This is a genomic window from Aerococcus vaginalis (assembly GCF_053762225.1).
The window spans coordinates 65,480-79,521 of record NZ_JBSMYC010000001.1 but is presented as its reverse complement, the minus strand read 5'-3'; the positions used below and the strand labels follow the sequence as shown (position 1 = coordinate 79,521).

13 protein-coding genes are annotated in these 14,042 nt (G+C 44.0%); all 13 read right to left on the bottom strand.

The genetic code is table 11. From position 1 onward, the window contains the following. Window positions 1-213: 213 nt before the first annotated feature. Complete coding sequence (locus ACWOEX_RS00405) at window positions 214-1,089, bottom strand: DivIVA domain-containing protein (protein ID WP_455297290.1); 876 nt, start codon at window positions 1,087-1,089, stop codon at window positions 214-216. A gap of 11 nt (window positions 1,090-1,100) precedes the next feature. Further along, the gene (locus ACWOEX_RS00400) at window positions 1,101-1,901 is read right to left on the bottom strand and encodes a YlmH family RNA-binding protein (RefSeq protein ID WP_455297289.1); all 801 of its coding nucleotides are present in this window, start codon (window positions 1,899-1,901) and stop codon (window positions 1,101-1,103) included. A 105-nt stretch (window positions 1,902-2,006) separates the two neighbouring features. After that, on the bottom strand, window positions 2,007-2,258 hold the full coding sequence (locus tag ACWOEX_RS00395) for a YggT family protein (protein ID WP_455297288.1): 252 nt from the start codon (window positions 2,256-2,258) through the stop codon (window positions 2,007-2,009). Window positions 2,259-2,326: 68 nt separating this feature from the next. Then, complete coding sequence (gene ftsZ / locus ACWOEX_RS00390) at window positions 2,327-3,616, bottom strand: cell division protein FtsZ (protein WP_455297287.1); 1,290 nt, start codon at window positions 3,614-3,616, stop codon at window positions 2,327-2,329. Window positions 3,617-3,645: 29 nt separating this feature from the next. Next, window positions 3,646-5,046: a cell division protein FtsA gene (gene ftsA / locus ACWOEX_RS00385; RefSeq protein WP_455297286.1), complete on the bottom strand. Its 1,401-nt coding sequence runs from the start codon at window positions 5,044-5,046 to the stop codon at window positions 3,646-3,648. A gap of 125 nt (window positions 5,047-5,171) precedes the next feature. Next, window positions 5,172-6,476 (bottom strand): FtsQ-type POTRA domain-containing protein, encoded by a 1,305-nt coding sequence (locus tag ACWOEX_RS00380; protein ID WP_455297285.1) that lies wholly within the window; start codon window positions 6,474-6,476, stop codon window positions 5,172-5,174. A 22-nt stretch (window positions 6,477-6,498) separates the two neighbouring features. After that, on the bottom strand, window positions 6,499-7,602 hold the full coding sequence (gene murG / locus ACWOEX_RS00375; protein WP_455297284.1) for an undecaprenyldiphospho-muramoylpentapeptide beta-N-acetylglucosaminyltransferase: 1,104 nt from the start codon (window positions 7,600-7,602) through the stop codon (window positions 6,499-6,501). Then, the gene (murD, locus tag ACWOEX_RS00370; RefSeq protein WP_455297283.1) at window positions 7,593-8,990 is read right to left on the bottom strand and encodes a UDP-N-acetylmuramoyl-L-alanine--D-glutamate ligase; all 1,398 of its coding nucleotides are present in this window, start codon (window positions 8,988-8,990) and stop codon (window positions 7,593-7,595) included. The genes murG and murD overlap by 10 nt, the downstream gene beginning before the upstream one ends. An 18-nt stretch (window positions 8,991-9,008) precedes the next feature. Continuing rightward, window positions 9,009-9,968, bottom strand: a complete 960-nt coding sequence (mraY, locus tag ACWOEX_RS00365; protein ID WP_455297282.1) for a phospho-N-acetylmuramoyl-pentapeptide-transferase — start codon at window positions 9,966-9,968, stop codon at window positions 9,009-9,011. Between the two features lie 22 nt (window positions 9,969-9,990). Next, window positions 9,991-12,117: a penicillin-binding transpeptidase domain-containing protein gene (locus ACWOEX_RS00360; protein ID WP_455297281.1), complete on the bottom strand. Its 2,127-nt coding sequence runs from the start codon at window positions 12,115-12,117 to the stop codon at window positions 9,991-9,993. After that, on the bottom strand, window positions 12,114-12,512 hold the full coding sequence (locus ACWOEX_RS00355; RefSeq protein WP_455297280.1) for a hypothetical protein: 399 nt from the start codon (window positions 12,510-12,512) through the stop codon (window positions 12,114-12,116). Before ACWOEX_RS00355 ends, ACWOEX_RS00360 begins: the two co-directional genes overlap by 4 nt. A gap of 23 nt (window positions 12,513-12,535) precedes the next feature. Then, window positions 12,536-13,492 carry a 16S rRNA (cytosine(1402)-N(4))-methyltransferase RsmH gene (rsmH, locus tag ACWOEX_RS00350; RefSeq protein WP_455297279.1) on the bottom strand — a complete coding sequence of 319 codons (957 nt, stop codon included), beginning with the start codon at window positions 13,490-13,492 and terminating at the stop codon, window positions 12,536-12,538. Between the two features lie 7 nt (window positions 13,493-13,499). Further along, the gene (gene mraZ / locus ACWOEX_RS00345) at window positions 13,500-13,937 is read right to left on the bottom strand and encodes a division/cell wall cluster transcriptional repressor MraZ (protein WP_455297278.1); all 438 of its coding nucleotides are present in this window, start codon (window positions 13,935-13,937) and stop codon (window positions 13,500-13,502) included. Window positions 13,938-14,042: the final 105 nt, after the last annotated feature.

The window sequence follows — 14,042 nt, the reverse complement described above, 5'->3', positions numbered from 1 at the left end:
TTCACAATCGCATGATTGCCTCAGAGCGTTAACGCCGCCAACGTTGAAGTTTACTCCATTGTTCAACCTCAAGACGCAGCAGATGATAAGTCGTCTAGCAAAGCATCCGATTCTCAGCAATTATCGGCTCTCTGTTGTACTTTGTGGGTAGATACTCGTGTTCTGCATTTCTTTACTAAAAAGAATAGACTAAATTTCAAAATATTGCAATCATTACTCGTCAGAAGCACCAGTTTCAGTGTCAGAAGTTGGCGATATTACTTCATGTGCCATCGTTTCTTCCTTATTTTCTTCCGATTCGAACATCACTTCCTCAGCCGAATCGCTCGCCTGTGCGTCAGATGCAGCAGTCTCTTCTACTGCATTCTCAGTTTCTTCAGTCGTTTCCGAAGCAGCATCCACTGATGGCTGCGCGTCTTCAGCTGTCATTGGCTGTTCAGGAATTGGGTTTCTGGATAGACGAACTTGATAGCGTTGTTCGTTCTCTTCAAACATCTGCTCTTGTTTCTTCGCTTTATCCTGAGCTTCAAAATGTTTTTGGTAGATCGCTTCCGTATTACCTTCTTTGATTGGCAGCGTACCTCCCTGCAAGAAACTATCCAATGCTGGTGTATCGACTGGATCAACTGGTTGATCTTGGAAGAGTTTTTCCCAACGTTCATCTTCGAGTGTTGTCTTTGCAGAATCGACTAACGCCTTCATTTGATGAATATAGGTACGACTGACATCTTTTAATGATTCGGTTTCTTGCTTAATACGTGTCGCCTGGTCAGCGGACGTCTGCAAAATCTGCTGTCCTTGCTGTTGCGCTTGTGCGATGATTTCATTCGCTTCAGCAATGGCTTCTGCTTTTAAGCGATCGGCAGCCTGCTGTGCCACAACAATCGAGCGGTTTAACGTCGCTTCTTTCTCACGAAATTCATCGATGACTTGGTTGGCTTCATACAATTGTTGTTGAACATATTGATTCGAAGCGTCCATCTGATTCATTTGTTCAGCAACTTCTTTGAGGTAGCTCTGAACTTCGTCTTTATCGAAACCTTTAATCTTTGATTTAAATGTTTTCTGTTTAATTTCTTCTGATAGCATGAGCGACTCCTTTACTGACTTTTGATCACACTGTACTGCATATGATAATTACCGCGTGCGGTCTTTCTACCCTTCTCATCGAGTCGGATGCGACCATATCGTCTGACAGAAATTATATCATATTCATTCACAGAACGATCAGGCGCTGTCGTTTCCGCCCAATTAATCGTTACTGCACCACCGTCAACCATTGCTTTAGCACGTCCTCTAGAAACATGAAAAGCTTCCGCAATAACAGCATCCAATCGAAATGAACTAACTGTTGATGATAAATGCTTCCAATCATCCGGTACAGGTAGTGCTTCATCGAGCGGTACTTCATAGAGAGTAACACCATCGCGACCGATGCGCGTGAGTGTTTGTATCAATAATCCCGCTTGTTTTTGATCAACTGCCAACTGCCAATGCCATTCGCCTTGCGCATCCTGTTGATGAATAATATCACCGACACGATTGCGTTGAATGCCTTGGCCGAGCAACGTGCCGAGAATACGTCCATGGCTGAGTGACGCAAATTTATCCGAATAACGAATTTCTAATAGCGCCATTTCAAAGTCATTCAGTTCCGATTCCACATATGGTGGAATGAACAGCATACGCTGGCGTTCTGCACCATCAAAGCCACCGAACGATTGGATACTGAAATCATCTGTATGCCCGACTACAGTTCTCACAATATATTGTTCTCTAGGATTGAGAAACGGCGTCAGAATCAATTGATAACGGTCCACCACACGTTCTTTCCAATCCATGACTTTAGCGATAAATTCGTGTTCGTCAGTACCAAAGTGTTGATAAATTTCATCATTCACGAAATCGAATCACCCTAACTTCTATCTATGTGAAAAGAGAGAACCCACACGATGTGAAGATTCTCTCTTTAGTTTTATTGTTCAATTCACCAGTCAATGCGTCTGTTAAACCAGTACCCACAGTCCACGTGATGCCAGTTCTAAGAGTAGAATCGCAAACATTGGACTGAAACTAATACCGAAAATCGGCGGGATAAACTGATCGAAAACACTTAAGTATGGCTCAACCAAACGTCCTAGTAATCGTCCCAATCCTGATTGCGGCGCACCGGGAATCCATGTGAGCAATACATAAACTACGATCAGTAAGTTATAGATATGAATTAGACGCTGGATGATGAGCACTAATGGCAGCATATGATACTCCTATCTCAAAAAGTTACTGCTGCGATAACTCACAGCATGATCGTCACGATCGTTAATAATTAACGACGACGTTTTCTGAAGAATGGTGGTGTATCAACTTCATCGTCAGAAGCAACATTATCGAAGTCGCGACGTGGACGATCGTAGTCGCTGTCACGTTCTGAGCTGTAGCTGTGTGGATCGTAGCTTTCTGGCTGTGAAGGACGACGCCATTCATCATCTTGACGACGACGTGGTTCTTCATAACGCGGGCTTTCTTGTTTACGTTCGAATTTATCTGGCTCGTTGCTGTAACGGCTAGGTGCTGCTTTCGGTTTGCGTTCAGCTTTTGAAGAATGGAAAGCAGAGGAGTTACCCTGGCGTTGTGCTTTGCTTGCTTTTTTCTCGTCATCGATACCTGTCGCAATGACAGTAACAACCACTTCATCGCCTAATTCTTCATTAACGGTTGTACCGAAGATGATATTTACTTCATCTGAAGATTCAGCAGCCACAATATCCGCAGCATCCTGTGCTTCGAACAAGGTCATGTCTTCACCACCAGCGATGTTCAACAAGATTTGTTCTGCACCATCGATAGATACTTCTAACAATGGTGAAGAGATCGCACGTTTAGTTGCTTCAGCGGTACGGTTTTCACCACCAGCTTGACCGATACCCATCAATGCAGTCCCCTGGTCAGCCATTACAGTACGAACGTCCGCAAAGTCCAAGTTAACGAAACCTGGTGATGTAATTAAGTCGGAGATACCTTGTACCCCTTGACGCAATACGTTGTCAGCTTCACCAAATGCTTCACGCATTGGCGTCTTCTTGTCAACGATTTCTAAGAGGCGATCGTTAGCAATCGTTACCAAAGTATCTACATTTTCTTTAAGTTTAGCGATACCTTCGTAGGCCTGTTTACCACGTTTTGGTCCTTCAAATGAGAACGGACGAGTAACCACACCGACAGTCAATGCACTGATGTCATTTTTAGCGATGCTAGCAACGAGAGGTGCGGCACCTGTACCAGTACCCCCCCCCATTCCGGCAGTAACAAAGACTAAGTCTGCACCTTCTAATGCTTCGCGAATTTGGTCTTCACTTTCTTCAGCAGCTTTTTGACCAACTTCTGGACGCGCACCAGCACCGAGCCCTTTTGTTACTTTAGGCCCGAGGTGAATTTTTGTTTCAGCTTTGGAGTGGTTCAAAGCCTGTGTATCAGTGTTAGCAACAATAAATTCAACACCACGAACGCCTTCCTCGATCATACGGTTAACGGCGTTGTTACCACCGCCACCGACACCGATGACTTTGATCACTGCATTCGTGTATTCTTCTGTTTGATTTTCAAATTCCATATCCATTAATTATCCTCCCAAAAGTTTAAAACGCCCTAACTGAACATATCATTGAACATTTGTTTGATATGATCCCAAACGCCTTCAGATGGTTCATCGATATCGTCATCCGATGCCTTTGGAGATGTTGACATTGGTTGTTCATCGATTTCTGGTTTTCGACTACGAGGCGTCTCAGAAACCGGTGCTTCCTGACGCGATTGCGCTGGACGCGGATTACGTGGTGATTGCGTCGTCTTCGCTCTTGGCGTTGACTGAGGTTTCGTCGCTTGTGTTGTACGATCCGCTTGTTCAGTCATCAAATAAATTTCTGGCATGCGACACGCATAAGCCACTAACCCGTACGCTGTTGTGAAGGCTGGTGTTCTCAAACCAACCTGATCAGGAATGTAGAGTGTCGCTTCATGCTCAAAGATTTCCTCTACCAAGTCCATTGTGCCAGGTAAGAGACTCGCTCCACCAGTCACAATAAAACCACCTGGTAAATCAAAGGCTTCAACCTGATCAAGCGGCGCTTTTAGCGCATTGAATGTTTGCTGTAAACGCGCCTCGATGATTTCAGCTAGATAATGTTCATCGCTTTGTTCAGCTTCACGTCGACCGATCATGTCAACTGGGAAGCTTTCATTTGGACTGGTATCATCAGCCTTAGCGTAACCGTACTCGCGTTTCAAACGTTCTGCATTCTCAACGCCAGTATTTAATACTGTCGCAATGTCTTTTGTGACATTGCTACCACCTTCTTGATCAACATACGCAAATTTTAACTGATTATCGTGCATAACGCTAGCGGTGGTCTGGCCGCCCCCCATATTAATGAGGATCGTTCCAACTTCACGTTCATCCGCTGTCATTGCCACACTGGCATCGGCTAATGGTTGAACAACCAGATTAGAAACGGTTAATCCTGCACGTTCAACACATAAACGAATGTTATGAATGATTGTTTTTGGTCCGGTAATCATATCCGCGTAAAGTTCGAGGCGAACCCCCGTCATACCGCGCGGATCTTGAATACCTGGGAAGCCATCGACAACAAATTCTTCAGGAATAATCGAAATAACTTCACGATCTTGTGGAATTGAACGCACACGTGCTGCGGCTAGCACATCACGGATCTCATTGTCAGTAACTTCGCGATTTTCGTTATTGACAGCGATCATACCATAGCACGGTTCAATACTGATTTGATTGCCCGGGACTCCTACCACTACATGGTCAATTGTTACGTTTGCTTTTTGTTCCGCTTCTTGAATAGCGCGCGTAATCGCTTGTACGGTCTTGTCAATATCGACAATCACGCCGCGATTGAGGCCATCTGAACGTTCACTGCCTGTACCGATCACGTTTAATCGTTGATTGGCATACTCAGCAACAACAACTTTAACAGAAGTGGTTCCAATATCTAGCCCGACATAAGTCTGTGATTGACCCATAAATTGAAACCTCCATATTTTAATCTATACTTATATCCATATTAATTTCATTTTAGCATAACCCATGCCCTATTAAAAAATTTTTTCAACAATTATGGCCGATTATTCGCTGTTTCAGCCATTTATTATTCAGAACTTACCTGATTATTACGATCAGTGGTATCTTCTGTCGCAGACATTGGTGTTTCTGTATTGATATCTGCCGTATCTGAGGATGATTGCGCATCGGATTGGACTGCTGATGTTTCCGAGGAGGCTGTCTCTCCTGTTGTCGCCTCTTCCTCTGGTTCAGGAGGCGTATTCTGTTTTTGATAAGCCTCCTTCTCTTCATTTGTCGCATATGGATTATTCAATGGTGTTAGTGGTTCAAAGTAAATCCCTACCTCCATATCAATCAAACCTGATTCATCCTTCAACTCTTTGATAATACTTGGGTAGTAATTTAACTTTTCCGCAAAATCTGTAATACTGCTCACCACGATATTACCATCGCTCATCTCTAAAGCGATACGATCTGGATGTGTTTCATCCTCGATATTGGTGATTCGCTTAATTTTCTGACGCACATCGTCAGGTACTTTAGGCAAGGCTTCAGCGAGTCGCTCAACTTGTCCATTCGCAAAAGTTTCCAGTAGCGGTAGTTGATCGAAATGCTTCTTTGCATCGATGGACAACACTTTTTGATTTTCAAATACCGGATACAATTTTCCATTCACATAAACTTTAGCCACCGGTTGATATTCTTGTACCTGAATGGTGACCTCCCGTCCATCACGCTGCAAGGTCGCATTTTTGATATTGGAATGTTTTCCCTGAAGCGATTGGTTAACCGCATTCGTTGATGTCATCGCGTCTAAGATAGACATTTGGTCATTTAATCCAGAATCCTTCAATACCGTCTCTGCAGAGACCAGTTGATTACCACTGACAGCTAGTGAGGATAAGCGACTGAGTGGTGACACCCATAGTCCAAACCCAACACTCAGCGCGAGAAATAACATGAGATAGCCCAACATCTGTCCCGAAAAAACGCGCGGAGGCTGTGTTGCTACCGGTTTATGCTGATTATTATGACGGCTGTTTCTCGTTTGATTCTTTCGAACCGGCTTCCCTTGACGTGGTTTTGAAGTATTTTTCGCCTGTGTACTATACGACTCCGCACGTTGCCGTTTTTGTGCGTGTCTGCGCTTCGATTGTTCCGATTGATTCAACGCATCAAGTTGTGCACGTAATCGATCTGAAGCGGATGCTGGTTGTTTTGACATTCGTGGAGAGCTTTGATTGCGCTGTGGTCTCGGCCGTGACGGTGCTTTAGCTCTCGTTTCGCTTTTATTCGCTTGTGGCTTCGCACGTCGTCGTGTGGGGTTCGGTGCCTGTGTCGTCTTTTGACGTTTTTGATAACGTTTGGACTCTTGATTCCAATCAACCATAGCTACGCCCTCCTTTCACGTACTACCTATTCGCGATAACTTCCTCTAATACTTGATACAAACGATCTGCTGCATCAGGAACACCCATCGCCTCAGCATTATCGCTCATCGTTTTACGATATTCTTCATCTGTCATTAATTTTGTGATCTGATCCATTAATCGATCTTCCGTTAAGTTAGATTCCACGATCATCTCGGCCGCCTGATTAGCTACCAGACTTTCCGCATTTCGTTGTTGATGATTATGTGTCACATTTGGACTTGGAATCAAGATACTCGGTTTACCGAGTGCCGTCAATTCTGTCAGTGTGGTCGCACCACTTCGTGCAATAACACAATCTACCGCATTTAACACTTCTGGCATATTATCAATATATGGTGTTAACTTCACGTGATTATATTCTACAATCTGCGGATATTGTTCAGTAAATTCTTCGTAATAGATATCACCAGTTACAATTAAGGTCTGGAAAGCACTCTGTTCTAATGGCGACAGTAGTGACATAATGACTTCGTTGATGCGCTGAGCACCACGCGAACCACCAAAAACAAGTAACGTTGGTTTATCATTCGACAGTCCATATGCGGTTAAGTCTGCTTTTTCCTGGATCGTTGCCACTTCCTGCGCACGCGGATTACCAGTGTAGACAATTTTTTGCTGATATTTATCGAAATCTTTCATTACGCTCTCAAAACTCACAGCGATTTTATCGACATAACGTGCTAGGAATTTGTTCGTCAATCCTGCGATACTGTTCTGCTCGTGAATAATCGTTGGAATGCCCATACGAGAGGCGGCATAGAGTACTGGTGCACAAACGTACCCACCTGTTCCGATCACTGCATCTGGATTAAATTCTTTAATTAGTTGCTTCGCCTTTTGAACACTCGACAACATGTACCAAACTGTACGCATGTTGTCCAATGACAAAGAGCGCTTAATCCCTTGAATACGTACGGTTTTAAAATCAATACCGGCTTTAGGTACTAAGGTTGCTTCCAAACCCTTTTCCGTACCGATATAGAGAATTTCTGTATCTGGATCTTGTTTTTGGATGGCGCGAATTAATGCGAGTGATGGATAGATATGGCCACCCGTTCCGCCACCTGAAAAGACTAATCGCATGTATTGTTTCCTTTCTCATTCGCTAACTTCTCGACTGCCTGAATAAAACGATCACCACGCACTTCAAAGTTTGGATATTGATCCCAGCTAGCACTGGCCGGTGATAGCAGAATCGTATCCCCCGGTTCGCTATTTTCATAAGCAATCGCTACGGTATCTTCAATCCATTCACCATATTCGACAACTGGAATTCCCGCTTGTTCGGCAAGCTTGGCAAATTTTTCGCTCGTTTCTCCAGTCGTCACGACAGTTTTCACGTGATTGAGTGCGGGTAATAAATCGTCGATCGGCAAGTGACGTTCCAACCCACCGGCAATCCAAATCACAGGCGTATCAAAACTGTGCAATGCGGTGAGCGTTGCTTCATCGTTGGTTGCTTTAGAATCATTGTAGAAGCGTCGCCCATTAATCGTCGTTACAAACTGAATACGATGCTTGACACCAGAAAATGTTTCTAACACCTGACGAATAGCGTCGTTATCAATATTGGCACATTTAGCAATGGCAATCGCATTCAAGGCATTCTGGACGTTGTGATCTCCCGGTAATTGCAACTGCTGGCGTGAAATGACCGATTCATCACGCCACATAAGTTGTTCATTCGCGCGATCATACCAGGCACCGTCATATTCTGGATGTTCAATAGAAACTGGAATAATCTGCGCCTTCGTTTCAGTACGTTTTTCCCAAAGTTCAGTTTGATCTGCATTGAGTACGAGATAGTCGTCCGCTGTTTGATTTGCAGTGATCTGCCATTTTGCCTCGAGATAGCCAGCGATAGAGCCGTGATAATCGAGATGTGTGGGTGACAAATTCACAAAAGCAGCGATGTGCGGATGGAATTCTCGTGTTCCCTGCAATTGAAAACTCGATACTTCCCAGACTAATTCATCACTAGCCGTTGCATCGAGGGCATGATCAAAAACAGGGATACCGATGTTCCCTCCAAGATGCGTGACGCCGTCCTTATAGCCGATTTTGAATATCTGATCAACGAGCGAGGTTGTCGTTGTTTTACCGTTTGATCCCGTAATTGCAATGAGTTCGGCCTGTGTTAACTGTGACGCTAATTCAATATCAGTGATAATCGGTAATTGCTGCTGTTCCGCCTTTACAATTAACGGATGGGTATAATTAATACCAGGACTTTTAATTAAAATATCCGAAGAACTGAGCACTTCATCGGATAGCAAGGTTTCAGAATAAAACTGAACATTGTATCTATCACAGAGTGCAATGAGGTCCTCACTCAATGGTGAAGGATTGTCCTCATAAACGATCACTTGCTTCACTAATGGTGCAAGGTGTGTCAACGTACTCTGTCCGGTTTTCCCCATACCGAATAAGATGATTTGCCATTCTTTAATGTCTGAGACATTGATTGTCATTTGTAGACTACCTTCTCTCTAAAATGTAACCCACAATACGGTCATCATAGTTACAACCAGAGTAACTAACCAGAAGACGATATCAATTTTCCATTCGGACCAACCACTCATTTCAAAATGGTGGTGAATTGGCGTCATTTTAAACACGCGACGGCCCGTACGTTTGAAGACTGCGACCTGGATCATGACACTTGCGGTTTCCATTACATAAACCATACCGATAAATAGTAAGGAAAGTGGATGGTTTAATAATAGACTGATGATAGCAAGTACCCCACCGATTGCGAGTGAGCCAACATCCCCCATGAAGATGGACGCTGGTTTACGATTGAAGGCCAAGAAGGCGAGTAAACCGCCGATCAATTCAAGACACATCAAAGCGATACCGTTAGCGTCTTGCATCTTCGCAATCCAGTAGTAACCGAGTAAGCTGATAATCCCGTTACCTGCTGCGAGACCGTCGATACCATCTGTTAAGTTGAAGGCGTTGGAGAATCCCGTCAACCAAAAAATAGTAAATACAGCAATGATTAGCGTTGAACTAAACGTTAATCCGAATGGCAATGCGAGTTCTGTCACTTGACCGGTAAATACTGCGATCAATGCGATGGCAGTACTGAGTACTAATTGCAGAATAAATTTTTGACCGGAAGTTAACCCTTCATTGCGATGACGGAAAATCTTTAAACCGTCATCCAAGAAGCCGATCACTGCAAATCCCAATAATCCAAACGCAACGGTTAATAGTTGCTTGTAATCAGCAGCGGTATCAGTGAACCATAAGCCGGAGACCACGGCGACGAGCAATGCAGAAACGATAAAGACCGTCCCTCCCATGGTCGGCGTCCCGCTCTTTTGCTCGTGCCACTTCGGACCGATTTCTAAAATTTCCTGTCCGAATTGACGCTTATGCATAAAACGGATAAAAAATGGCAATCCAATTGCCGTAACTGCTGCGCTGATTATCAAGGAGATCATTTACTTTGCATTTCCTTTCTGATTACTGTGTTAATTGAAATGTGACCTGATTATTATTTCTAAGGGATGTGCCTGGCGCAATATCTTGGCCATTGACGTTACCATCACCTTCAAAAGTGGCTTTCATGCCAAGCAACTGTGCTAAATTCTCTGCATCTGATCGAGACAATCCAGTAAAGTCTGGCATCTCTAGTGGTCCACTCGTTATGAGATAGACGGTCGACCCATTAGAAACAGAAGTGCCCGCTTTTGGATACTGATCAACTACCGAATCACCACTACCGATAGTCACCGACTGAAGACCGTCTACAGCGGCGATAGCTTGCTCCGCCTCTGCGACATTGCTATTTGACACATCCGGTACTTGATGTTTGGACTGATTGTTCTGTTGATCTAACTTGGTGTACTCTAAGGCACGTGTCACGAATGGCACGAAGACATCGGCCATCTGTGTATGTGGGTATAGCCCATCACGATAGTGCATCTTACGCGTTGAAAGATAGAAGATAAATCGAGGGTTTTCCGCAGGCGCAAAACCAACGACAGAATGAATGTAATCATCCGGCAGATAACCACCGTTCTCCTCATCATAGATCTCTGCTGTACCCGTTTTGGCCGCAATCTGTGTACCTTCGATATTAAACATCTTACCACTTCCCTCATCGCTGCTGACAACACTGGTCAGATACTTGAGGGTGAGTTCCGCCGTTTTCGGTGAAATTGGCGCACTGACTTCTTCAGGTTCTTGGAATTGGATATTACCTTTATCATCTTGATAACGATCAACATAATGGAGACGCATCATCTTTCCACCATTCGCAATCGCTGTAAATCCTTGCATTAATTGCCATGGTGTCACACGAACTCCCTGACCGAATCCGGTGTTCACACGTTCCACACTAGTGTCGTATGTCATATAGCCATTATCTTCATTGGCTAAGCCAGATTGCGGTGACTGGGTGAGACCAAACTCAAGCATGTAGTTTTTCCACTTCTCATAACCCATTTCCTGCACTAACTCTACCATCAAGACGTTACTCGAGTGAGCTAGACCTTCGAGTTGCGTAATCTCGCCCCAACCGACCTTGTTGTAGTCGCGGATGACTGTGCCATCGACATCTATCGCACCTGACATAAATTTCGCAGTCGGATTAAATATGCCTTCTTCAATCGCTGCAGCAATCGTAAAGACTTTCATCGTCGATCCTGGCTCAAATGATTTCTCCACTAAAAGGTTCTGCCACATATCTTCTAAGCCTTCGCGCGTTTGTGGATTAAATGTCGGTCGTTGCGTGGCTGCCATAATTTTACCTGTTGACGGTTCCACCATCATGGCAGTGAGATCTTCTAAATCGGAATTTTCCTCGAGTTGATCCACAAGTGTTTCCAAATAGGACTGTAAACGTGAATCGATCGTTGTATACACATCCTGACCATCAACTGGTTCTTGGGTCGTCGCATCACTACCACCAGCACCACCGCCAGGAAGACGAAGCCCATCTTTACCGGTTAATGTTTCATTGAGTGCTTTTTCAATGCCCATTTGTCCGACTAAACGATTATGCCCGTCTTCTTCATCACCACTGTAAGAAGCATAACCGATCAGATGTGAGGCAAATTTTCCATTTGGATACGTACGTGCAGGCTGCTCTGAAAAGTCGATACCCTGTAACTCTTCATTCTTAATGGCTAACATTTCAGCATAACTGAGGTTGCTTCCGGCGTCACCGAATTCCACTTGCTTCGCACCTGGTGTATTTAATCGATCGAGGATGTCTTCTTTATCCATATTGATGTGCTTACTAAGTTTTTCAGCGGTTTCTTCTTTTTTCTCAGGTGGTACGTGAATTGGTGGTGCGCCCTCCTCCGACCATTCCGTCGTTAAGGTCGCTTGCAACGTATAGGATGAAGCATCTATAGCCAGCGGTTCCCCACCGATATCGTAAATCGTTCCGCGTTCTGCAGGCAAAATACTATTTACTGCAGTTCGTTGTTCTGCGCGTTGTACGAGATCGTAGCCGCTAGCGCGTCCACCAACCATAATATAGAAAAAACGCCCGATAAATACGAGCATGATAAAAGCAGAAACAATCGTAAACAGGCGAATCACTTGTTTACGATTGTCCTTCATTTTTTGAGGTTTCTTCATTGACTAACATTCCTTATATTCTCTTCATGCACTTCGAGACCATTTTCCTCAGCAATTTTGATTAAACGATCATAGTTACTGAGTTCATTCACTTGTTGTTCGGCATGCATCTTGTCTTCTTGAATATCTGAAAGTTCTAATTGTAAATTTTCGAGACTCTTTGATTGTGTCACAAAATTGGCGCGTGACGCAATTAACAGTACTAATGTTGCGGCAAATAATACAAAAGCCGTCAACAAAAACATCAACCACTGCTTAGAAACAGCGCTCGCTTTTTTAGCAACTGTTTTCGTTTTAGAAGGCGATGTTTGTTTAACTTTTGGTGCAACCTGTTCAACAGGTGCTGCATAGTGTTTTAAGGTCTTTTTGTTGGTATTTAAAGCGTAGATTCCCATGATATTGTTCTCCTGATCGCTGGTTACTGAGATACACGCTCCACAGCACGGCACTTGGCACTGTGCGAACGCTGATTTTGTTCAATTTCTTCGTCATCAGGAATAATCGGCTTACGCGTTAGCAAGCGGAAATCTGGTTGTGGCAACTGAGATGGCAGCAATGGCACATTCGCCGGCACTTCTGGCGGTGTCGTCACTTCTTTGAAAATATTTTTGACGAGACGATCCTCGAGCGATTGGAAGCTAATCACTACCACACGACCATCGACGGCGATGGCTTTCAATGCTTGATCGAGAGAATCCTCAATTGCACCTAATTCATCGTTTACAGCAATGCGCACTGCTTGAAAGACGCGTTTCGCAGGATGACCACCCGTACGACGTTTCGCTGCCGGGATTCCTTCCTTGATCAGATCAACCAGTTCATCTGTAGTCTTAATACGATGATCATCACGTGCGCGCTCGATCGCACGCGCGATTTGTTTAGCAAATGGTTCTTCACCGTAGCGTTTAAAAATGCGCACTAAATCTTCAAAGGCCCATTCATTAATAATTTCCTCTGCCGTTAAAGACTGTTCACGATTCATACGCATATCTAACGGTGCTTCAAAACGATAAGTAAAGCCACGCGCAATATCATCTAATTGTGGTGAAGAGACACCGAGATCGTAGAGCACACCATCAACGTGCGGAATGGCTAGCTCTTCAAGCGCCTGAGCCATTTCACGGAAATTACGATGTGCGAGAATCAAGCGACCAGCTGCAATCTCTTCCGCAAAATGTGCTTTAGCGTAATTAATTGCTTCATCATCCTGATCAAACGCAATCACTCTGCCATCTGCATCAAGACGTTTCAAGATTTCAGTCGTATGACCGCCACGTCCGAGCGTCGCATCAATATAGGTGCCCTGTGGATCAATATTCAATAATTCAACTGCTCGTTCACGTAGGACACTCGTATGTTTATAGGTTTCTGTCATGACTCATCTATCCTAACTGGTCTGTATCAAATAAATCTTCTGCGATACTTTCAAAATTATCTGCCATCGTTTCAGTCGCTGTCATCCAAGCATTTTCATCCCAGATCTCAATGCGATCACTGACACCGATTATTCGACATTCTTTTGTAATTTTTGCAAAGTTAATAAGGGGATCAGGGATATTAATACGACCCTGTTTATCAAAAGAGACTTCTGAGGCTGCTGAATAGAAGAAACGCACAAAGGCACGTGCATTTTTCTTCGCTAGTGATAGTTGTTTTAATTTTTCTTGAAGTTGTTGCCATACATCCGGTGCATAGCCAAAAATACAACCATCGAGGCCTCGAGTAATAATTAAACGGTCTCCGAGATCTTCTCGAAATTTAGCAGGAATAATCAAACGTCCTTTAGTATCAATATTATGTTTGTATTCGCCGATCAACATCAAGAATCACCCGCCCCTCATAACAACGAGTTTACCATAATCCACCACTTTCCACCATAAAATCCCACAAGAAATCCACCTAAACGACACAAAAAAACGACTCAC